Raw genomic sequence first — 21,915 nt, forward strand, 5'->3', positions numbered from 1 at the left:
CGCAATCGCGGTTGTAGCAACCTGGAAGTATGCTTTGTCTTCTCTAGCCTCCCCCGTATACCAGTGGATTGACAGCCCCGAGGCGCTTGATGCGGCCTGCGCACAAGTGGCCAACGCCCCTGTCATCGCGCTGGATACAGAGTTTTTCCGTGAAAACACGTTTTTCCCCGTCCCTGCATTAATTCAATTTGCTGCCGGGGACGTTGCGTATTTGGTTGACCCGCTGGCCACGTCCTGCACGCCCGCCTTTCGGCAGTTACTGCAAAATAGCGCCATTAAACTGCTGCATGCGTGTAGTGAAGATTTAGAAGTTTTTCAGCATTGGGCCGGGGTGCTGCCAACGCCATTGGTGGATACGCAGGTTGCTCAAGGGTTTCTCGGTGAAGTGCCCTCGATGGGGTATCAAAAGCTGGTGGAGTTTTGGATAGGCGAAACGCTGCCCAAAGAGGAGACACGCTCCAACTGGCTAGAGCGGCCTTTGACGTCCTCTCAGTGTGACTATGCGGCGTTGGATGTTATTTACCTGCTTCAAGTATGGGCGCATCAGGCTGAACGACTGGAAGGGTTAGGCCGCGGCCAATGGCTGCATGAAGAGTGTGCCAGTTTGATCGAACAGGCCGGGCGCAGTGTTGAAGCGGATGGCCAGTGGTACGCCCGTCACCGTCAGCTATGGCGGCTTGATCCGCGCCAATTAGAAGCTTATCGCCTGATGACCATTTGGCGGGAAGGCGAAACACGGCGGCGTAATTTGCCGCGCAATTGGCTTATTAGTGACAAGTTGCTGTTTGCGGCTGCTGACGCCATGCCGAAAAATCGCTATGAGTTGGCCGAGGTGGAAGGCTTTAAGCCAGCGTTGGTCAAAAAAGAGGGCGACACGCTATTGGCAATGGTTAAAAAGGCCCAGCACTGCGACGAAAATGAGCTGTTGGCGCGTTGGCCGGACCCGATGCAGCCCGCCTTTAAACAACGTTTCAAAGCCCTAAAATCCGTTATTAACACGAAAGCGGCCGGGCTTGGCATGGCGTCTGAAGTGCTGATGCGCCGCCGTGATATTGAGGCGTTGGTTATGCAGGACATGGCAAGCCAGCCTTTAACTCTGCCACAAGGATGGCGGGGCGAATGTTTCGCCGATGAGCTTGAGCAGGCATTAAAGGAGTTGTCTAAATGAGTGACAAGCTGCTTTGTGAGATTTTTAAAAGCTCGCGAAAAGATGAAATGTATTTATACGTTGATAAGCGCAAAGGGTTCACGCCCGTTCCTGAGGCGCTGCTTGCAACGTTTGGAAAGCCCGTTGCGGTATTCACCATGATTCTCACCGCCGATAAAAAACTGGCCCGAGTAAATGTGGATGACGTTATAGCCGCTATTGATGAGCAGGGCTTTTATCTGCAGATGCCGCCTGCAAAAGAGGATTACTTGCTTGATGTACATCGCGCGCAATTAAACGCGCGCGACGCGGCGCAGTAGCCGCTACCGTGAATTTCCTGGCCCATGCCTGGCTTGCCTGTGAAGGGAGTGATGATTTTCTTTACGGTAACCTGATTGCCGATGGTGTTAAAGGTAGCCATCTGGGTGATTGGCCAGCCGATGTCGCGAGCGGCATACAGCATCACCGTAAAGTGGATGCCTGGGTCGACCAGCATCCAAGCGTGCTAAATGCGAAACATCGGGCGCCTGCAGGTAAGCGACGCTACGCTGGGATTGCACTGGATATTGTGTGGGATCATTTTTTAGCGCGAGATAAGGCCGGCTTGCTTGAGCAGCAGCAAATGGTAGAGCGCTGTTATCGCCTGTTGTCAGCGAGACCGGCGCCCAATCGGCTGGAGGGGATGATGCCCTTTATGATCAAGCATGATTGGCTAAGAAATTACGCCGATTTTGATTTTACCTGCAAGGCAGTTGCGGGTCTTGGTCAGCGCTTGTCAGGACCAAATCGGCTTGCTGAACTCATCCCTTGGCTGCAAAGCGACTATCGTTTATTGGAAGCGGATTATCATTCGCTATGGCCAGCGTTAAGCGCCACGTTAAGCAGCGATGGGCTGTAAATTACGCGTATAACCCGCAAGAGGAGTAAGGATGGAAACCGGAATGCGCGAGCGCTTTTGGGAGCGTTACACGCTGGAAGAGCTTACCCCGCACGAGTGGGAGGCACTTTGCGATGGCTGCGGGCAGTGTTGCCTGTTAAAGCTACATGATGATGAAACGCAGGAGCTGGCTGTCTTGAACGTCGCCTGCCGCCTGCTGGATATTCAAAGCTGCCAATGCAGTGATTACCCGAATCGCTTTGATAGTGTGCCTGACTGCACCCAACTGACGCCTGCACTGGTAAAAGAGTTTACCTGGCTGCCCGCTTCGTGCGCGTATCGCCGAGTATCCGAAGGGCGGAAGTTAGCTGGCTGGCATCCGCTGCTGAGTAATGATGCCGAGCGCGTGCACCGTAAAGGCATCAGCGTGCGTAGCTTTGCGGTCTCTCAGGATGATGTGCCTGAACGAGAACTTGAATCCCACATTATTGCTGTACTGCCCATGTAAGTAACCATCCTGCAAGTGGCAGCCCCAGCCCTCTCCTTTTTGACGACATTAAGCCGGTCCACACAAATATCCAGCCTGACGTGATCGTTAGGCGACGGGCTTGTGCTTGGCTATATTTCTTAAGGCAAGCATTATGCCTTTGAACAAGGATGGTTGAGCCGCTGTGTTTTTAGCTGCTCTGTTTTTATTCGGCTTGGCGGACGGTTGCTTAAGCGGCATGTCCCAAATGGTTGGGAAGTGGTCCTGGTGCTTCATTGCTTGCTCCAATAGTAAAGGTAAAAGCATTCGACTAAAGTTGAGTATGAAGCAAAATTGTTTTTGTGGAAAGTGTTTTCAAAAAAATAAAAGGCAGCGCGAAGGCTGCCTAACGGTGGGAGGTTTAAAGCAGTGGGCTGCTTAGATGGTGCTATCCTTGAAATCGGCGGCTAACCCCAATGCCCAAAGGATAAACGCGTCTTGCCTAGCGGTATCTTGCCACGCTTTAAATCGGCCGGATGCACCGCCATGCCCGCTGCTCATATCGGTATGCATCAAAACAGGGGCGCTGCCTAGCTGCTGTTGGGTGACTTGCGCGTAATATTTGGCAGGCTCCCAGTAGCTCACCCGTGTATCAAACCAACTGCCTTCAATCCAAAGCGCGGGATACTCTTGGGCCGTTATATTGTCCATGGGCGAGTAGTGACGAATGCGTTCGGCCACTTCGGGTGTTTCGGGGTTTCCCCATTCGCTGTACTCAGCGGTGGTTAGGGGAAGTTCGGGGTTTTGCATCGTGCGTAAGACATCCAAAAACGGCACATCAAGCACAGCGGCACAAAAAGCCTTGGGAGCACGATTAACACACGTGCCGACCAATAAACCGCCAGCGCTGGCGCCGTAAGCGACTACTCGCGCAGGGTCACTTACTCCGCACTCCACCAGCGCATCCCGCGCGGCCAGAAAGTCGTTAAAGCTATTCTCTTTGTGCGCCATTTTACCCTGCAAGTACCAGGGTTCACCCCGCTCGCCACCGCCGCGCACATGGGCAACTGCAAACGCGGCGCCGCGTTCAAGCAACTCCAAGCGGGCAATAGAAAACCACGGGTCAAGCGCTTCCCCGTAAGCACCGTAGCCATAAAGTAGCGTGGGTAATGGCTCACCGACCAGGTCCGCACGCATTACGATAGAGACCGGTACTTGCTCACCGTCTGCGCTGGTGGCCCATATTAGGCGACTTACCAACTGCTCCGGTGTTAAACCACCATAAACGGGAACGCGCTTAAGGAGTGTTCGCTCGCCACTGGCAAGATCAAGCGCAAACCAGCTGGGGGGCTGTGTAAAGGACTCCTCGCGTAAGCGTAATTCCTGGGTGTCAAAATGCGGCGCATCTTCAAGTGATTGGGAACAAGGTTGCTCTGGCAGGCTAAGGTAGTCGTCAACCAGGCGATGATGCTGTGCATCCAACACCCAGCGACGCAGCACTACCTGCGCTTGGGTATGGTCGCGCTCTGCGATAATCAGCCCCCAGGAAAACGCATCAATACCTTCCAGTGTGGTGTCATCGCGCGGCGCGATAAGTGGCTGCCAGCGTGCTTCAGGGTTACCCAGGGCAGGTTCGTCCAGGAAGTCGAGCTGAAAATGCGCGCTCGCCTGGTTATGGACGCGGTAAAAGGTGCCTGGCCGGTGGTCAATCGTGTACTCAACGCCGGGTTGACGGGGCTGCACACAGAGTGGCACGGCCGATGGCTGATGCGCGGGCAGCGCGTAAATCTCGTTGGTATCTTTCGAGCCGCTTTCGATCAGTAACCACTGGCGCGAGCGGGTTTTGCCAATGCCCAGCCAAAACTCAGGGTCCTTTTCACGCAGCACCAGAGTAGGCGCTGAGTGCTGTGCAGGTGCGTTAAAAGGGAGCGATACTTGCCAAATACTGTCAGGGCGTTGGGTTGCATCAAATCGAGTAAAAAAGAGGGTTGCCGAGCTTGCTGTCTGGTCTTCAGCCCAACATAAGCCCGCGCCAATATCGCTGAGCAGAGAGACAGGCTCGCCGCTGGGCAGCGATTTTATCCAAAGCGTGTAGCGCTCGTCTCCTTGTGTGTCCTCTGTCCAGGCGAGCCACTGCTCGTCAGGAGAGAGTGCCATATCGCCCATGTCATAAAATTCTTCATCCGCAGCACGGGCTTGAACATCAAAAAAACATTCACGCTGTGCCGGTTGCCCGTTTGGGAAACGCCACCAGCGAGGGTAATCATCGTCGGCGCCGGTCTCGCTCCAGAACGTAAAGTGGTCAAGCGCTGTCTCAAGGCTGGTGACGGCAAGCTCACGGCGCGCAAGATGGCTTTTATAGAGCGTTTCGGCCAGCGGAGCCAGCGGTGCAAACCATTGGGCCTGCTGCTGGTTGGCGGCTTCTAAAAATGCGCTAACATCAGGCGAATCTCGTGCTTCCAACCAGTGCCATTTGGGATCATTAGCGCGATAATAGCGCGCGACGGGTGAGCCTGCGAGCGTGTCTGGCTGTGCTTTCATAAATTGATAGGTACCATAGCGGGAAATTAACGTCGGGTGCATGCACCCACATGAGGGGTATTATGCTGTTTACAGGTTCAATGTCACAGCTGTGGCTAAGTTATTACGGTATTTCGCTGCTGGTCGTCATTGCCATCTATTTTGCGGTGGCGTTTCTACCGCGTTTGCCGCGCCTGGTGGTGACGTGGGGAATGGCGGGCGCCATGTGGACGCCAGCGATGTTTCGTCTACCGTTAGTAGAAGAGGGTGAGTTCTATACCGGTTGGGCGCCTGCGGCGATGGTGGCCGCGGTTGGTTTTCTTGAGCATAACGTTAATGCGCTGCGTGGCAGCCTGTTGTGCCTGGTCGCTGGGATTGCTATCGGCGCAGCGATAGGCATTGCTCTCTGGTGGTGGCGTCGGCCGCCAAGTGCGCCGCCCGCCAAGCGCGTGAAACAGGAGGAAGCTGAAGACCCACAGCCTACGCGTCGTCGCGAACCGGTTATTGGTTAATGCAGATAATGAAAAGCGGAAGGAGGCGCTGTTATGTGTGAGCTGTTGGGGATGAGCGCTAACGTCCCGACCGATATCTGCTTTAGTTTTTCAGGCTTTTTACATCGTGGTGGCGGCACTGGGCCGCACCGCGACGGGTGGGGTATCGCTTTTTATGAAGAGGGCGGGTATCGCGAGTTTCGAGACCCGCATCCTTCTGTCAACTCGCCCATCGCACGGCTAATCTGCGACTACCCGATTAAATCAAACGTAGTGATTAGCCATATCCGCCAGGCAAACGTTGGCGGTGTGCGCCTGGCGAACACTCACCCTTTTACGCGTGAAATGTGGGGCCGCCCTTGGTGCTATGCGCACAATGGTCAGCTAAGCGAATGGCAGCACTTACCGTTGGGGGTGTACACGCCGGTTGGCAATACCGATAGCGAGCATGCTTTTTGTTGGCTAATGGGCCAACTGCGAGACGCTTTTCCAACGGCCCCGGCATCGCTTGAATCTTTATGGGAGACGCTGCACGCACGATGTGAACAGCTACGCACGCTGGGCGTATTTAACTTGCTGCTGTCCGATGGTCAGTATCTCTATACCTACTGCTCGACGAAGCTTGCGCATATTACCCGGCGAGCACCCTTTGGTGATGCCGAGCTTTCTGATGCCGAACTTACGGTTAATTTTGCCGAGCACACGACACCCAATGATGTGGTTTCTGTTATAGCCACCGAGCCGCTAACCCACAATGAAGCCTGGTGCACCATGGTGCCCGGCGAGCTTGTAGTGTGGCGTGAAGGAGAAATCGAGGCGCGTTACTGTCCATAAGGACTTGTCCATAAGAACTGTCTATAAGAACTGGCCATTACGCTACATTGTTACGTAGACATTTAGAAAAGATGGGAGGAAAGTTAAGAGCTCGGCCCTTTATCGGCTAAAGTTGAAACACAAGTTTCAATCGATCGTTTTACAGCATGTCTGGGGTCGTATATCGTTGGTCCTCTTGCCTCGCGACAATAACAAGGTCGGTTATAACATCGACATGGATAGCGGAGATTGCCCATGAGCGAACACGCCACAGCGCCTATTTTACGCGGCCCAGCGCTTGAAGGGTTGGATAAGTACGACTCTGTCACAGATGTTTTTCACGCGGCAGTAAGCCGGTATCAGCAAAAGCCTGCTTTTAGCTGCATGGGCAAAACGCTTACTTTTGCTGATCTTGACCGTCTTTCAGCAGACTTTGCCGCTTGGCTTCAGCACGAGACTGATTTGAAGCCGGGCGACCGGATCGCCATTCAACTGCCCAATGTCTTGCAGTTCCCCGTGGCGGTGTTTGGCGCCATGCGGGCAGGTCTGGTCGTGGTAAATACCAACCCGCTTTACACCGAGCGGGAGATGACCCACCAGTTTAAGGATTCTGGTGCCAAGGCTGTGTTGATATTAGCCAATATGGCTAAAAAGCTTGAAAACGTCGTTGATAAAACCGATATCAAACATGTGCTGGTCACCGAGCTGGGAGACCTGCACGGCCTGCCCAAACGGTGGTTGATTAATGCGGTCGTGAAGCATGTGAAAAAGATGGTGCCTGCCTACTCGCTGCCCACCGCGTTAAGCTTTCGTGATGTTTTGAAAAAAGGCGCTTCTTTAAATCACACTGAGGTAAGCCGAGAACAGGATGATTTGGCCGCGCTACAGTACACCGGCGGCACAACCGGCCTGCCAAAAGGGGCGATGCTAACCCACCGTAACTTGATTGCTAATATGCTGCAGGCGCGTGCCGCTATTGGTACGCATCTAAACGTGGGCGAGGAGTTAGTAATAGCGCCGCTGCCGGTTTACCATATCTACACCTTTACAGTGAACTGCCTGTTTTTAATGGAGTCGGGCAATCATTCGCTGCTGATTACCAACCCCCGTGATCTGGACAGCTTTATAAAAGAGCTTAAAGGGCTAAAGTTCACAGCTTTTATTGGCTTAAATACGCTGTTCAATGCGCTGTGTAATCGTGACGACTTTAAGCAGCTCGATTTTTCCCATCTAAAGCTGACTATTTCTGGTGGTATGGCGCTAACCAAGGCAGCCGCCCAGCGTTGGGAGCAAACGACGGGTTGCCCAGTTGCTGAAGGGTATGGATTGACAGAAACCTCGCCAATTGTGAGCTTTAACCCAACCGATGCTATTCAACTGGGTACGATCGGTAAGCCCGTTGCAGGCACCTCGGTAAAAGTAGTGGATGCTAATGGCAATGATGTGGCTCTGGGCGAGCCGGGCGAGCTTTGCGTGCAGGGCCCTCAAGTGATGAAGGGATACTGGCAGCGCGACGATGAAACCCGTAACTCCATCGATGAGGGCGGCTGGTTCCATACCGGTGATATCGCCGTGCTTCAGGACGACGGCTACATCCGCATCGTTGACCGCAAGAAGGATATGATTCTGGTGTCGGGCTTTAACGTCTACCCCAATGAGGTGGAAGACGTGGTCGCCGCCCATCCGGATATTATCGAAGCGGCGGTAGTCGGTGTGCCGGACGACGACGCAGGTGAAGTCATCAAGCTGTTTGTCGTCTCCAAAAACAGTCAGTTGGATGCCGAAACGCTGCGCAGCTGGTGCAAAAAAGAACTTACCGGCTATAAAGTGCCCAGGTTCATCGAGTTTCGTGATGAACTGCCCAAAACCAATGTGGGCAAAGTATTGCGTCGTGAACTGCGCGATGAAAATAAGCCTGCGGCCAGTGAGGCAGATAGTTAGAGGAAGCGTCTATAGTGACGAAAATAGATAACGCACTGATGAGCGATTACGCCACTGGTTAGGCGTCGCGTTGGTGAAAGCGTTACAATATTCGGCCCGCTCGCGTAGCGGGCCGAATAGTTATTTGCCCTACCGATATCCATTGGTACATCTGCTCTTCAATAACGAATGGAAACTGAGTCTAACGTGACCACCGATATGCCCTCTGATCTTACCGATAATCAACGCCTGGCTAAGCTTAATGAAACTATAAGCAACGTTATGCTGCGTGATGCCCAGCGTCTTGAGCGGCGCGTAGCAGGGCTGGCGCGTCGCCTGCGCGACAACAAGCCGATTGGTCACGGTTTGCACGAGGTGGAGCGCGATATTCACCGGGCACAGCAAGTGTTTAACCAGCGCGAGGCGTTGAAGGTGACCTTTAACTATCCGGCTGAGTTGCCGGTGGTTGAGCGTCGGGAAGATATTTTAAACGCCCTTCGTGACCATCAGGTGGTGGTAGTGGCGGGGGAGACCGGGTCGGGCAAAACGACTCAGCTCCCCAAAATGTGCCTGGAGTTAGGCCGTGGACGTAAAGGACTTATCGGTCATACACAGCCGCGGCGTTTAGCGGCGCGCAGTGTTGCCGGGCGGCTGGCCGAAGAGCTTGAAGTGCCGCTTGGCGAGCAGGTGGGCTATCAGGTACGTTTTACGGATCAAAGTAGCTCCACCACGCTAGTGAAGCTAATGACCGATGGTATCTTGCTGGCTGAAACCCAACACGATCCCTTGTTGCTGCGCTACGACACCATCATTATTGATGAGGCTCACGAGCGCAGCCTGAACATCGATTTTCTGCTGGGCTATTTAAAAAGGCTGTTGCCTAAACGTCCTGACCTTAAAGTGATTATTACCTCGGCAACCATTGATGTTGATCGTTTTGCCGCGCATTTCGGTACGCCTAAAGCACCCGCGCCCGTCGTTGAGGTATCAGGACGCACGTATCCGGTCGATGTGCATTATCGCCCTTTGGTGCGTGATGAAGAAGATGAAGAGGATCGCACCTTACAAGAAGGGATTTTGCACGCCGTTCTCGAAATCGAAGCCATCGAGCGCGAAAAAGGCTGGCTACATGGCCCCCGGGATGTTCTGGTATTTTTGCCAGGCGAGCGAGAAATTCGTGAAACAGCCGATACGTTACGCCGGGCTGATTTGCAAGGGACGGAAATACTGCCGCTGTACGCACGTCTCTCCAATGAGGAGCAGAACCGGGTTTTTTCTGCCCACCGTGGAAGGCGCATTGTGTTGGCCACTAACGTTGCGGAAACCTCGTTGACGGTGCCTGGCATTCGTTATGTGGTGGACCCGGGGCTTGTCCGGATTAGCCGCTACAGCTATCGGGCAAAAATTCAGCGCCTACCGATTGAGCCGGTAAGCCAGGCCAGCGCCAATCAGCGCAAGGGGCGCTGCGGTAGGGTGGCAGAAGGGGTGTGTATTCGTCTTTACGACGAAGAGGACTTCGTCTCGCGTCCAGCCTTTACTGATCCTGAAATTCAGCGGACCAATTTAGCCTCGGTCATTCTGTCGATGCTGGCGCTAAAGCTGGGTGATATTGAAGCCTTCCCCTTTGTAGACCCACCGGACAGCCGCTTTGTAAAAGATGGTTTTCGGCTACTGTTTGAGCTGGGCGCGGTCAACGAAAAGCATCACCTTAGCGAGTTGGGGCGAAAGTTAGCGAAACTGCCCATCGACCCGCGCTTGGCACGGATGGTGTTAGCAGGTGCGGAGCGCGGTAGCCTGCGCGATGTTCTGGTGGTGGTGTCCGCGCTTGCCATTCAGGACCCGCGAGACCGTCCGGCCGATAAACGCCAGGCTGCCGATCAGGCGCACCAGCGTTGGCACGACCCGGATTCAGATTTTGTCGCGCTGCTCAACTTGTGGCATGGCATTGAGAATGCCCGCGAAGCATTATCCGGCAATCAGCTGCGCCGCTGGTGTCGCGAGCACTATATTAATTATCTGCGCATGCGTGAATGGCACGATACGTTCCGTCAGCTTAGGCAGTTGCTGCGCGATATGCAGATCGATGTTCCCGCTCCGCTACCGCGCAATGATGAGGAGAGCGAAGAGCAGGCGCGTCAGGCCAGACGCAAGACCTCAGGTAAGTTACACCAGGCGCTTCTTTCAGGCCTTTTGTCTAACCTGGGCACGGTAGTAGAAAATCGCGAGTATCTGGGGGCGCGTAACCGCAAATTCATGATTCACCCCGGCTCGGGGCTCGCCAAAAAATCGCCCAAATGGCTAATGGCATTTGAGCTGATTGAAACCACAAAACTGTATGCACGCACCGTTGCCAAGATCGATCCCCAGTGGATCGAACCGCAGGCTCAGCACTTGGTGAAACGCAGCTATAGCGAACCTCATTGGGAACAAAAGCGCGCGCAGGTTGTGGCTTTTGAGCAAGTAACGCTGTTTGGCTTGCCTATCGTCGCGCGTCGGCGTGTGCACTATGGTCCGATTGCCCCCAAAGAATCGCGCGAGCTGTTTATTCGTCGTGCGCTGGTGGAAGGCGAGTTTACGACCCAGGGCGCGTTTTTTGCTCATAACCGCGCACTCATTGACGAAGTGGAGGCACTTGAAGACCGCGCCCGCCGCCGTGATATTCTGGTCGATGAAGAGGCGTTGTTTGCGTTTTACGACGCGCGTATTCCAGACGACATTGTCAATGGTAAAGGCTTCGAGCACTGGCGCAAGCAGGCTGAACGCCAGACGCCTACGCTGTTGAATTTTGATCTGGATGCGCTGAAAGCGCGTGACGCCGCCGATGTCACCCAAGCGCAGTACCCTGACCATTTAACACTTGCCGGGGTGGCTTATCCGGTGAGTTATCACTTTGATCCCAATGCAGACGATGATGGCGTTACATTGACCGTACCTGCCGCCATGCTGCCTCAATTGCCTGTGCACGCATTAGAGTGGTTGGTGCCTGGGCTTTTAAGAGAAAAGTGCATTGCGCTTTTAAAGTCGCTGCCTAAAAGCATTCGCCGCCAGGTGGTACCCATTCCTGATTGGGTCGATGCAGCGTTGGAAACCCTAGTGCCCGATCAGCGCCCGCTCACAGAAGCATTGGGCGAATTTATACGTCGACGTACCGCAACGCGTGTTCATCCGGATGACTGGCGGCTGGATTTACTCGATGCCCACCTGATTATGAACATTCGAGTCGTCAATCATGCTGGAGAGCTGCTGGGTCAAGGGCGCGATGTCAGAGCGCTGGAGCAGCGCTTTGAAGCGGCGGCCAGTGCCGGTGCCCAGGCGTTGGCCGAGCAGGCAAACCAGGCGCCTACGCTTGACGGCCTGCCTGAGGAGCCATTGCCTGATTCGCGTGTGACTACGCAGGCGGGTATTCGTGTCGAGGCCTACCCGGCGTTGGTGGCTGAAGCCAGTGAGTTTAAGGTCACACTTTTTGATCATCCGGCAAAGGCATTGGCGGCGCATCAAGAGGGGGTTGCCCGGCTGGCAATTGCCAAACAGCCTGACCAGGTAAAAGCGATTAAGCGCCTACCCGGTGTTGAAAAATGCGCGCTGCTGTTTGCCAAAGTGGGCAGCAAGCAAGCGTTGCTGGATGACCTGATGTTAGCCGTCTTTACTCAAGTCGTTGCCCAGCACCCTTTGCCGCGTTCATCGGCCGAATTGAGTGCTCGCCTGGATGTTACCAAAGCAGCGTTGGTTGATTACGCGACTTCCCTGCTTGAACAGGTCGAGGCGGCGCTAAAAGGTCACTTGGCAGTGAGTAAAGTGCTTAAAGGCAAGCTCAATTTTGCGCTTGCCCTAGTGTATAACGATATCAGCGTACAGATGCAGCGGCTGGTCTACCCGGGGTTCATTCGTGATGCAGGCCAATGGCTGACAGAGTATCCTCGTTACACCGAAGCCGCGCTCATCCGCCTTGAGAAAGCCGCACGTGAGCGCGGGCGTGACCAGATGCTGATGCATGACGTTCAGGCCCTTGAAACTCGCTTTGATGCGCGGCGTAAAAGCGAGTGTCGGGGGCGTGTTGAAGATCCCGAGTTGGTGGAATTTGGCTGGTGGATACAGGAGCTTCGCGTTTCCCTTTTTGCTCAGCAGTTGGGAACGCTGATGCCCGTATCGGCAAAGCGCCTTGAAAAGCGTTGGCAAGAAATAATTAGCGTTTAAAAGATGACTGGTAAACCCTGCAAATAACGCACACAGTAATATTAAGCGCGAGCCTTGGGCCTGAGTCTGAACAGCAAGCAATAGGGGCAAAAGCCGCTTAGAGGAGATAGGCATGACAAACGTGGTGATAACCGGGACAGGGCTTTATACACCGGAACACGCCATTGATAATGCGGCGCTGGTGGCTGCATTTAATACGTGGGTGGATAACGAAAATGCGTGTCATGCGGATGCGATTGCACGGGGTGAGCGTGAGCCGCTAGCCCACTCCAGCAGCGAGTTCATCGAAAAAGCCTCTGGTATTAAAAGTCGTTACGTATTGGATGCTTCAGGTATTTTAGATCCTGAGCGGATGTGTCCTCGGCTGCCATTACGTCAAAATGACGAGCCCTCTATTCAGTGTGACATGGCCGTCTCTGCCGCACGCCAAGCGCTGGAAAAAGCCCAGGTAGCACCTGGTGACATCGAACTGGTGATTGTGGCTTGCTCCAATATGGAGCGTGCCTATCCTGCGTTAGCGGTAGAAGTGCAGCAGATGCTGGGTGCCAAGGGTTATGGATTTGATATGAACGTGGCTTGCAGCTCTGCTACGTTCGCCCTTGAATCGGCCGCTAATGCTATTGCGTCCGGCAGTATTAAACGCGCCCTGGTAGTGAACCCGGAAATCTGTTCGGCACATTTAAACTTTCGAGACCGTGACAGCCACTTTATTTTCGGCGATGCTTGCACCGCTGTGGTCCTGGAAAATAGTGTCGATGCAGTGGCCGATGAGCGCTTTGAAATTATAGGTACGCGGCTTGTTACCCAGTTTTCCAATGCCATTCGCAATAATGCCGGCTTTTTAAACCGTGTGACGGACAGTGATCCGTTAGCAATTGATAAGCTCTTTGTGCAAGAAGGGCGGCGAGTTTTCAAAGAAGTATGTCCCATGGTAGCCCAGCTGATTACAGATCACTTGACCTCGTTGGAGCTATCGGGAAGTGATCTCAAAAAAATGTGGCTGCATCAGGCTAACCGCCATATGAACGATCTTATCGCTCGCAGGGTATTGGGTTTTGAGCCCAGTGAGGCGCAAGCGCCCATCATTTTAGACCGCTATGCAAACACAAGCTCCGCTGGTTCCATTATTGCCTTTCATTTACATCATGAGGATATGGTGGAGGGCGACATTGGTGTGATTTGCTCCTTTGGAGCAGGCTACAGCGCAGGGTGCGTCGTAGTTCGACGTCAGTAACAGTACGACGTCAGTGATAGTACGTTAGTTTTTGAAGAGGAATAACCATGCTGCGGTTGTTAGCCAGGCAAGCCACCACTTTTTCACTGCGTAACGCAGCCCTACCAGCTGTGCTGCTTATCACCATGGCGGCTAGCGGTTGTGCCAGCACGCAAATGGCTCAAGATGCGAATCCGGATGATCCGTGGGAGGGCTTTAATCGCCGCGTTTTTGCCTTTAACGATGTCGTTGATCAGTATACGTTGAAGCCGGTAGCCCAAGGGTATCGCACGATTACGCCGAGCCCTGTACAAACCGGTGTCAGCAACTTTTTCTCCAACCTTGGCGAAATTCGTACGACCATAAATAGTCTTCTTCAAGGAAAACCGGCGAACGCTGGGTTGGCAACATCCCGTTTTTTGATCAACACAACGGTGGGTATCGGTGGGTTGCTTGATTACGCGACGTTGATGGAGATTAACGCAAGCGACGAGGATTTCGGGCAAACGCTGGCGGCCTGGGGGTGGGATGACTCACGCTACCTTGTCTTGCCGTTTTTGGGGCCCAGTACGTTACGTGATGCTACGGGTCGGCCTGCTGATATCATGACCTACCCCATCGTTTACGTGGATGATAACACCACCGAGCTTGTATTAAGCGCGCTCAATATTATTGACCGACGCGCCGCATTACTTGATCGGGAAAACTTGATTAGTGGTGATCGCTACAGCTTTGTGCGCGACGCTTATTTGCAGAGCCGCCAGTTTGAAATTAGTGATGGCGAGTTAGGCGATGACCCGTTTGCAATGGATGATTTTGACTTTAACGACAGCGATTTCAATGACAGTGATTTCGACGACAGCGATGTTAGTGACGACGATTTCGCCGATTGAGGCTTGATATGGATCATTCCAGGCAACTGGTTGCGGTAATTGACGCGCCCGGTCCGGAGCGCGATGCGCTGGCAGAAGCCATCACGTGTGATGGTATGGGCGTATATGCTGCAGATAATATCGACTATCTTCCAGCAGAAACCGCTTTGATTGTTGCGCATGCGCACTCGGTGCCTCAGCAGCAGTGGTCGCAGTTGACGCGTCGCTTACCCACGTTGGTGGTAAGCGACTCACGTCAGGATGCGGACCTGATCAAGGCGATTGACATAGGGTTGGTGGACTATATCGTTCATCCTCTACGCCATGCTGAACTGCTGCGACGAATGATTCGTAAGGCTATTGAGCTCAATGAGTTAGCCATTGAGCGAGACCGTGATAGAGAAAGACTCGCTGAATTAAACGAGAGTCTGGAGACACATCTGGCGCTGCTGCGCATGGACCAGCAAAGTGGGGGGCATATTCAGCGTCGGTTATTGCCTGCTCACCCCAAAGTGGTGAACGGCGTTTACTATGATTATTGGTTTGCGCCCTCGCTTTATCTATCCGGCGACTTTCTGGATTATCAGCGTTACAACGACCGTTACAGTGCGTTTTATTTTGCAGACGTTTCTGGGCACGGCGCATCCTCGGCGTTTGTGACCGTGCTGTTAAAGTATTTATGCAACCGTTGGCTGAATGAGTGGGACGGCCAAAAGCCCGAGTGCTTGGCGCCGGACTGGTTGGCCGCTATGAATCGAGAGTTGCAGGGGACCGATATCGGTAAACATGCAACGTTGTTTGTAGGTGTTATTGACCATCACTCTCATACTCTTCACTATTCGCTCGGTGCACAGCTGCCGATGCCTTTTTTGGTTGCGGGCGGTAAGCTCTCTCGGCTTGAAGGAGAGGGGATGCCAGTAGGCCTTTTCCCCGATATAGAGTATCCTTCGCTGAGCTGTGCCTTGCCGGCCGAATTTCGATTATGGCTGTGTTCAGATGGTGTATTGGAATGCTTGCCGGGTAAAACGCTCGACACGCGGCTCAAGGAGCTTGAGCAATTAGTAAGCGAAAGTGTCACGCTTGAGCAGTTGCGCGAACGGCTAGCCAAAACAAGTGTCCTGCTGGCAGCAGGGGAGACGGGTGAGGCGAACCAGGAACGCGGTGCTTTACCCGATGATCTAACAATCATGATGGTGAGCGGATTTGGTCATGCTGATTGATGAAGGCCGTATTAAAGCGGCGTTCGACTCCGGTGTTTTTGTCTTAAAACTCTGTGGCGATGTGCGGTTAACGCTTTGTGCCACGCTGGATACCCAGGCACAACATCTGGCTGAAACGCCTGGGTTACGTGCGGTAATGATTGACTTGCGTGAAGCGACCAATGTCGATTCAACGGCATTGGGTTTTCTTGCAAAGGTGGCGATGGCTGTAAAAGGGCGTTTGGCCCACCCGCCTACTATCATTGCGGATAATCCTGATGTTCGTAAAATGCTCGATGTTATGGGCTTTGCACGTTTTTTTACCTTGATGGAGGCGCCGCTTCAACAGCCGCCGGCGCTTAGCGATGCGCTTGTTGAGCTGCCTGAAGAGCCTGCGGATGAAGATGGGCTGCGCGAGCGAATTCTTGAAGCGCATCGTATTTTAATGCACATGAATGAGCATAATCGCGAGCAGTTCCAGCCGTTGGTTGAGATGTTGGAAGCGCAGAATACAGAACCCCACCATTAAAAAAGCCTCCCTGATAAAGAAAGGGAGGCTCCGACGACTGACAACCCCCCCACTTTTGTGGGGGGGGTCGTTTAAGCGTGGTGCAATTTAATAACTTATGACTTTCGCAGTGTGCCGAGCAATGTTTCCAGCTCACGCTGGTCGGCCATAAATTTGCGAATACCTTCCGCTAGTTTATCAGACGCCATTTCATCTTCATTCATGGCCCAGCGGAAATCGCTTTGCGTTAATGGCTCGTCCGCTGAGCTACTCGCGCCCATCGGCGTTAGCTGGCGAGTTAGTTCACCCTGCTGTTCATCCAACTCGGTAAGCAACTTGGGCGAAATGGTCAGACGGTCACAGCCTGCCAGAGATACAATCTCGCCGATATTACGAAAGCTTGCGCCCATTACGATGGTGGGGTAGTTATGGCCCTTGTAGTAGCTGTAAATCTGTTTGACAGACTGTACGCCTGGGTCATTGTTACCGTTAAAATCGGCTTCAGGCTGACGAGATTTATGCCAATCGAGGATGCGCCCGACAAACGGCGAAATCAAAGTGACGCCTGCATCGGCACATGCTTGAGCCTGAGCAAAACCAAACAGCAGCGTGAGGTTGGTACGGATGCCTTCACGCTCAAGCTGCTGCGCTGCCTGAATACCCTCCCAAGTGGAGGCCATCTTGATTAGTATGCGCTCAGGACCCACGCCCTTTTGGGCGTACCGCTCAATCAATGAATGCGCGCGCGCAATAGTGGCATCACGGTCAAATGAAAGCCGAGCACTTACTTCGGTGGATACGTAGCCGGGCACCAGTTCACTAATTTCACTACCAATCTCGACAGCCACGCGGTCAACCGCATCATCAATATCCTTGCTTTCCTTGGCAATAGCGGCCAAGTGGGCGCGGCGCTGCTCTTGCTGAGCGGCTTGTAGGATGAGCGAAGGGTTCGTCGTTGCATCTTGTGGCGCAAAACGTCGGATGGCTTCAAGGTCGCCGGTATCGGCGACTACCGAGGTCATTTCTTTAAGCTGTGTTAGCAGGCTAGTGGCCATTCATTACTCCTTGCGTCGTTAGTCCTTTACTGTAGCAAGGCAGGCGCTCGCTGAATATTATCCGATGTGGGGGTATTGGATAAGTCAGGTGTTGGCGGAGAGGCTTGCCAAATAAAATCATCGCTGGATATCTCTCCGATTTTAAAGCGTGCGGCTTGTTCACGCATCCTTTCTGCAGCGGCTTCAAGCGACATTGCATCCTGAGCAGTAGCTTCAACCTGCTTGGTATTGGCCCGATTCACCTGGGTCTGGTCTGTTCGTGTAGTGTTGAATTAAGATGTTCAATGTGCGGTGCTGCTCATTATCTGGCTACCGTCTTGGGTTTGTGCCGCCGCCGTAGACGTTAGCTGGGTTGCATCGGCGGCAAAACCAGCGATGGTGGCAACGTTCTCTGTCAGCTCATCCAGGTTAGCTGCGGTCGTTTCGTGGGATTGCGTTTTGCGGGCGTGTTCGGATAGCAAGGTCTTCATTGCCTAGCGCTAGGCGTTGAGCGCTATCGAAAATATGGCGGCTATTACTATGAAGCTCTGAAACGGTTTCAATGAGAGCAGCACGCTGCATATTATATAGCGTCTCGAAGTGTCGGGTGAGGTGCTTCAGCGCTCTAAAATTCATAGTGTTCCCATCAGTTGGTCTTGGAAAAGGCTTATGAATCCTGGGCTCAGCAGTTTCAGTTTTTGGGGCTGCGGTGCTTAATTTTCATCACCGCGTTACTATTTAGCAGCCTATCGATTGCTGCCGTGCTTGATGGTGGCTAATTAATTCAGGGAGTCCTATGGAACTTAACCCACGACGGGTTGCTTTGTTGGTTGCTGCCAACACAGCGCTTGCCCCTTTTGCGATTGACGCCTATCTGCCTGCGATTGGTGTGTTAGCGGAATCTGTTAATGCCAGCATTCATCACGCGGAGCTTTCGATTAGTGTGTTCCTGTTCGGTTTTGCCATTGGTCAACTTGTCTTTGGACCGCTATCTGACCGGATAGGACGCAAGCCGGTACTCATGGGTGGTTTAGTCGTATTTATGCTGGCAAGCCTGATGATTACCACGGCTGATAGCCTCAACTCGCTTTTGTTTTGGCGATTTATCCAGGCGCTGGGTGGCGGAGCCTGCGTGGTAAACTCTGCCGCCATTGTACGCGACTGCTTTAGCGGCCGAGAGGCTGCCAAAGTGATGTCGACCATGGCCATGATCATGATGTTGGCTCCCCTGGTGGCACCGGCGGTGGGGAGTATGCTGCTGCATGTGGCAGGCTGGTGGCTGATTTTTGTTTTTCTTGCGGCATATGCCGGTTTTTTGCTTTGGCTGCTGGGGACTCGGTTACCCGAAACCCGTGATATGACACTGCCTGCAGCGTCGCCTCGTCAGGTGCTCGGCAATTATGTAAGCGTGCTGCGGCATAAAGAAGGCATGGGGTATATCTGTGCAGTGGCCGCCTCTTTTGCCGGTCTTTTCGCCTTTGTAACAGCATCGCCCTTTGTCTATCTTGATTATTTTGGTCTCTCTCCGGGGATGTATCCGCTGATTTTCGGGGTTAACGTCGTTGTTATTGCGCTCTCCAACCGCGTTAATATTTATATGCTGCGTCAACGCACACCCCAACAAAACCTGCGCCTGGGGTTAATGATCCAGATGGTCGCGGGCTTGGGCTTGGTGATCGTTACAGCGTTGGATATGGTCACGCTATATACCGTCGTGCCTCTGGTGATGGTATTTACCGGCATGATTGGCTTGATCACTCCGAATGCCATCTCGTCACTACTGGATCACTTTGGGCATATCAGTGCGACCGCAACGGCGTTGCTAGGTGGCATCCAGTTTAGCTGTGGCGCGCTTGCCGGGGTGTTGGTCGGGGCGTTTGAAGTCGCCCATCTGTGGCCCATGGTATTGACCATGCTGGGGGCGTCATTACTTGGAAATATTGGTGTGCGGATGCTAACCGCCAATTCAGAACAGAGTCGCTAGTCGTTTTACCCTGTCGTAGTGTTCTCCTTTGCTATACGACGTTTTGCGTATTTAACGATTTAGAGATTGTCATATTTCTGCAATGATACGTGTGCAAACTCTCCTTTGTGAAAGGCCAGAAGGCCAACTCTTCCGGTAAGCATCAGCTGGCCGGATATCAAACCAGAGGGGAACACGACGTGAAAAAGCATACGCTAAGTGTTGCAGTAGTAGCCGGTCTAGCGGTAGGTGTTTCAAGCGCTGCCATGGCTCGCGACACAATCCAAATTGCGGGCTCTTCTACTGTACTGCCGTTTGCAGGTATCGTGGCTGAAGAGTTTGGTAATACGTATTCTCAGTTTAATACGCCGGTAGTTGGTTCTGGTGGTTCAAGTGGCGGCCTTCGTCAGTTCTGCCAAGGCGTTGGTGAAAACACCATTGATATCGCTAACGCTTCTCGCTCAATTCGTAGCGGTGAGGTTGAGAGCTGTGCCGAAAACGGTGTTAACGAAATTATTGAAATCCAATTCGGCTACGACGGCATTGTATTTGCCTCGCGCCTTGATCGTGGCGAGTTTGCACTAACGCCTGAGCATGTTTTCAAAGCGGCGGCTGCTCAACTGCCGCAAAACGGCGAACTGGTTGATAACCCCTACACCCGCTGGTCTGAAATCGACAGCAACCTGCCTGACCAGGAAATCGTACTGGTTATCCCGGCTTCCAACCACGGTACGCGTGAAGTCTTTGAAGAGAAAGTCGTTCACCCGGGTTGTGACACTGTTGCTGAAGTAGAAGGCGATGCTTGCATCAACCTGCGTGGCGATGGCCGTATCGTTGAAATTGCCGGCGATTACACCGAAACACTGGCACGTCTGGATGCTCAGGAAGATGCAGTAGGTGTCTTCGGTCTTAGCTTCTACGATCAAAACCGTGACCGCTTGCAAGTGGCGACCGTTGATGGTGTAACGCCTAGCCTGGAAACGATTGGTTCTGGTGAGTATCCGGTTTCTCGTCCGCTGTTCTTCTACGTGAAAGGCGAGCACATTGACGTGATTCCTGGCCTGGCGGAATACACGGAGTTCTTCCTGAACGAAATGACCTCTGGCTATGGCAGCCCGCTGGAAGACGCTGGTCTGATCCCGATGGATGAGAGCGAGCGTAGCCAAGTGCTTGAGCAGTTCGAATCCCGTACGGTCGTAAGCGTCGACTAAGTGCGGCACTGCTTCAGATTCGGTGTACTTTATTAAGTTTGTTTTTGCGCCAGCATCATGCAGTTGATGCTGGCGCTTAAACGTAGCAAGTCAAAGGCGGAAAGATAATGAGCAACTTTGCCTTGATAGCCACGCTGTTGGTGTTGATGGCCTTGGCATACCATTTAGGCTTGACGCGCAGCCGTGCGGTTGCGGCAACTCAAGATGTACGAATGCATTCGCGGCCGGGCTATTACGGTACGCTTGTGGCGCTTTGGTGCGGCTTGCCTGCACTCGCTATATTTTTGTTATGGTCATTTTTAGCCCCTCAGTTAATCGACATGCTGGTTATTCAGCAGTTGCCTACTGACATGGTTGCCAGTATGAGCGACCGTGAAATGCAAACGTTTCTGGATCGTGTAACTGCCTTGGCAAACGAACGTGGCGTAGCGGGTGGTGGTAGTCCTGAAGAGTGGGCCGCTGCGGCACATATGGCAAGGCTTCAAACGTTTGAAAATTTTAGCCTGGTGGCATTAGTCGCCGTGCTATCTGTGGCGGGCCTGGTCATTGCACGGCGGCGTATCACGCCCCAGTGGCGCGCCCGTAACCAAGTTGAACGGGTTATTATGTTTGCGCTAGCCGCAAGCTCGGCTGTCGCTATATTTACAACGATTGGCATTGTGCTCTCCATGCTGGGCGAGGCAATGAAGTTCTTTAGTTTTATTAGTCCCGTCGACTTCTTTTTTGGCACTACCTGGAACCCTCGATTTAGCACCTCTGGTACCTCTGACCAAGGGGAGTTTGGTTTATTGCCGCTCCTCTGGGGCACCATAATGGTCAGTGGCATTGCACTGTTGGTAGCGATTCCTGTTGGGTTAATGACCGCAATCTACATGGCAGAGTACGCACCGCCCTGGTTGCGCAATGTGGCCAAGCCGGTGATTGAGATTTTGGCGGGTATCCCGACCATTGTTTATGGCTTTTTCGCGCTGATGATTGTGGGCCCCTTTCTCTCCGCTTTTGGTGATCTGATTGGCATTAATATTCGCACAACCAGCGCGATAACAGCGGGCCTGGTCATGGGGATCATGATCATTCCTTTTGTCTCTTCGCTGTCTGACGACATTATTACCCAAGTGCCTAAGTCGCTGAGGGATGGTGCATTAGGTTTGGGCGCCACCAAGTCTGAAACGATTCGACAGGTGGTATTGCCCGCCGCGCTTCCCGGCATTGTGGGTGCTTTTTTGCTGGCAGCAAGCCGCGCGATTGGGGAAACCATGATTGTGGTATTGGCCGCTGGTAATAACCCTGTACTGCATGCCAACCCTTTCGAGGCGGTATCGACTATTACCGTAACGATTGTTAACCAATTGACCGGGGATATGGATTTTGCAAGCCCCCAGTCACTGGTTGCGTTTGCCCTCGGTCTTACCCTGTTTGTGATCACCTTAGGCCTAAACGTCATCGCACTGGTTGTCGTGCGTAAATATCGCCAGCAATACGAGTAA

19 protein-coding genes are annotated in these 21,915 nt (G+C 53.2%); 15 read left to right on the top strand and 4 right to left on the bottom strand.

The annotated features are described in order from the left end of the window. The first annotated feature begins 34 nt into the window (after positions 1-34). Genes rnd through ACT3TC_RS06370 form a run of 4 tightly spaced genes read left to right on the top strand, consistent with a single transcriptional unit; the run spans position 35 to position 2,532 of the window. Positions 35-1,168 carry a ribonuclease D gene (gene rnd, locus ACT3TC_RS06355; RefSeq protein ID WP_444631534.1) on the top strand — a complete coding sequence of 378 codons (1,134 nt, stop codon included), beginning with the start codon at positions 35-37 and terminating at the stop codon, positions 1,166-1,168. Continuing rightward, on the top strand, positions 1,165-1,467 hold the full coding sequence (locus tag ACT3TC_RS06360) for a YcgL domain-containing protein (RefSeq protein ID WP_444639508.1): 303 nt from the start codon (positions 1,165-1,167) through the stop codon (positions 1,465-1,467). Before rnd ends, ACT3TC_RS06360 begins: the two co-directional genes overlap by 4 nt. Positions 1,468-1,475: 8 nt before the next feature. Beyond that, positions 1,476-2,045: an acyl carrier protein phosphodiesterase gene (locus ACT3TC_RS06365; RefSeq protein WP_444639509.1), complete on the top strand. Its 570-nt coding sequence runs from the start codon at positions 1,476-1,478 to the stop codon at positions 2,043-2,045. A 31-nt stretch (positions 2,046-2,076) separates the two neighbouring features. Beyond that, on the top strand, positions 2,077-2,532 hold the full coding sequence (locus tag ACT3TC_RS06370; RefSeq protein ID WP_444639510.1) for a YcgN family cysteine cluster protein: 456 nt from the start codon (positions 2,077-2,079) through the stop codon (positions 2,530-2,532). Between the two features lie 396 nt (positions 2,533-2,928). On the opposite strand, the gene ACT3TC_RS06375 is transcribed toward ACT3TC_RS06370, so the two are convergent. Beyond that, the gene (locus ACT3TC_RS06375) at positions 2,929-5,031 is read right to left on the bottom strand and encodes a S9 family peptidase (protein ID WP_444639528.1); all 2,103 of its coding nucleotides are present in this window, start codon (positions 5,029-5,031) and stop codon (positions 2,929-2,931) included. Positions 5,032-5,093: 62 nt separating this feature from the next. Between ACT3TC_RS06375 and ACT3TC_RS06380 the strand changes: the two genes are divergently transcribed. The 8 genes from ACT3TC_RS06380 (at position 5,094) to ACT3TC_RS06415 (ending at position 16,241) form a co-directional block, all read left to right on the top strand. Further along, positions 5,094-5,522, top strand: coding sequence for a hypothetical protein (locus ACT3TC_RS06380; protein ID WP_172117063.1), 429 nt, complete (start codon positions 5,094-5,096; stop codon positions 5,520-5,522). Between the two features lie 33 nt (positions 5,523-5,555). Beyond that, entirely contained in the window at positions 5,556-6,335 is a 780-nt protein-coding gene (locus tag ACT3TC_RS06385; protein WP_444639511.1) for a class II glutamine amidotransferase, read from the top strand. A 234-nt stretch (positions 6,336-6,569) separates the two neighbouring features. Beyond that, positions 6,570-8,255: an AMP-binding protein gene (locus ACT3TC_RS06390; protein WP_444639512.1), complete on the top strand. Its 1,686-nt coding sequence runs from the start codon at positions 6,570-6,572 to the stop codon at positions 8,253-8,255. Between the two features lie 168 nt (positions 8,256-8,423). After that, positions 8,424-12,428, top strand: a complete 4,005-nt coding sequence (gene hrpA / locus ACT3TC_RS06395; protein ID WP_444639513.1) for an ATP-dependent RNA helicase HrpA — start codon at positions 8,424-8,426, stop codon at positions 12,426-12,428. Positions 12,429-12,540: 112 nt separating this feature from the next. Next, a complete protein-coding gene (locus ACT3TC_RS06400) occupies positions 12,541-13,662 on the top strand; it encodes a beta-ketoacyl-ACP synthase III (RefSeq protein ID WP_444639514.1) in 1,122 nt (373 codons plus the stop codon). 47 nt (positions 13,663-13,709) lie between these two features. After that, positions 13,710-14,534 (top strand): MlaA family lipoprotein, encoded by an 825-nt coding sequence (locus ACT3TC_RS06405; protein WP_193054899.1) that lies wholly within the window; start codon positions 13,710-13,712, stop codon positions 14,532-14,534. A gap of 8 nt (positions 14,535-14,542) precedes the next feature. Further along, the gene (locus ACT3TC_RS06410) at positions 14,543-15,733 is read left to right on the top strand and encodes a PP2C family protein-serine/threonine phosphatase (protein WP_172117057.1); all 1,191 of its coding nucleotides are present in this window, start codon (positions 14,543-14,545) and stop codon (positions 15,731-15,733) included. Beyond that, positions 15,723-16,241 carry an STAS domain-containing protein gene (locus tag ACT3TC_RS06415; RefSeq protein WP_193057118.1) on the top strand — a complete coding sequence of 173 codons (519 nt, stop codon included), beginning with the start codon at positions 15,723-15,725 and terminating at the stop codon, positions 16,239-16,241. Before ACT3TC_RS06410 ends, ACT3TC_RS06415 begins: the two co-directional genes overlap by 11 nt. Positions 16,242-16,336: 95 nt before the next feature. Here ACT3TC_RS06415 and tal read toward each other — a convergent pair whose 3' ends face one another. The 3 genes from tal to ACT3TC_RS06430 are packed head-to-tail and all read right to left on the bottom strand — an operon-like array spanning position 16,337 to position 17,745. Then, the gene (gene tal / locus ACT3TC_RS06420; RefSeq protein ID WP_444639515.1) at positions 16,337-17,275 is read right to left on the bottom strand and encodes a transaldolase; all 939 of its coding nucleotides are present in this window, start codon (positions 17,273-17,275) and stop codon (positions 16,337-16,339) included. A 26-nt stretch (positions 17,276-17,301) separates the two neighbouring features. Continuing rightward, the gene (locus ACT3TC_RS06425) at positions 17,302-17,517 is read right to left on the bottom strand and encodes a hypothetical protein (protein WP_444639516.1); all 216 of its coding nucleotides are present in this window, start codon (positions 17,515-17,517) and stop codon (positions 17,302-17,304) included. Positions 17,518-17,556: 39 nt separating this feature from the next. Continuing rightward, complete coding sequence (locus ACT3TC_RS06430; RefSeq protein ID WP_444639517.1) at positions 17,557-17,745, bottom strand: hypothetical protein; 189 nt, start codon at positions 17,743-17,745, stop codon at positions 17,557-17,559. Between the two features lie 305 nt (positions 17,746-18,050). On the opposite strand from ACT3TC_RS06430, the gene ACT3TC_RS06435 reads away from it, so the two are divergent. The 3 genes from ACT3TC_RS06435 to pstC all read left to right on the top strand — a co-directional run bounded on the left by ACT3TC_RS06435 (position 18,051) and on the right by pstC (position 21,915). Further along, entirely contained in the window at positions 18,051-19,238 is a 1,188-nt protein-coding gene (locus ACT3TC_RS06435) for a multidrug effflux MFS transporter (RefSeq protein WP_444639518.1), read from the top strand. A 179-nt stretch (positions 19,239-19,417) separates the two neighbouring features. After that, positions 19,418-20,428 (top strand): substrate-binding domain-containing protein, encoded by a 1,011-nt coding sequence (locus tag ACT3TC_RS06440; RefSeq protein WP_172117052.1) that lies wholly within the window; start codon positions 19,418-19,420, stop codon positions 20,426-20,428. Between the two features lie 107 nt (positions 20,429-20,535). Next, the gene (gene pstC, locus ACT3TC_RS06445) at positions 20,536-21,915 is read left to right on the top strand and encodes a phosphate ABC transporter permease subunit PstC (RefSeq protein ID WP_444639519.1); all 1,380 of its coding nucleotides are present in this window, start codon (positions 20,536-20,538) and stop codon (positions 21,913-21,915) included.

This window comes from Halomonas sp. AOP27-A1-41, assembly GCF_052378605.1.
GTDB classification, from domain to species: Bacteria; Pseudomonadota; Gammaproteobacteria; order Pseudomonadales; family Halomonadaceae; genus Vreelandella; species Vreelandella citrativorans.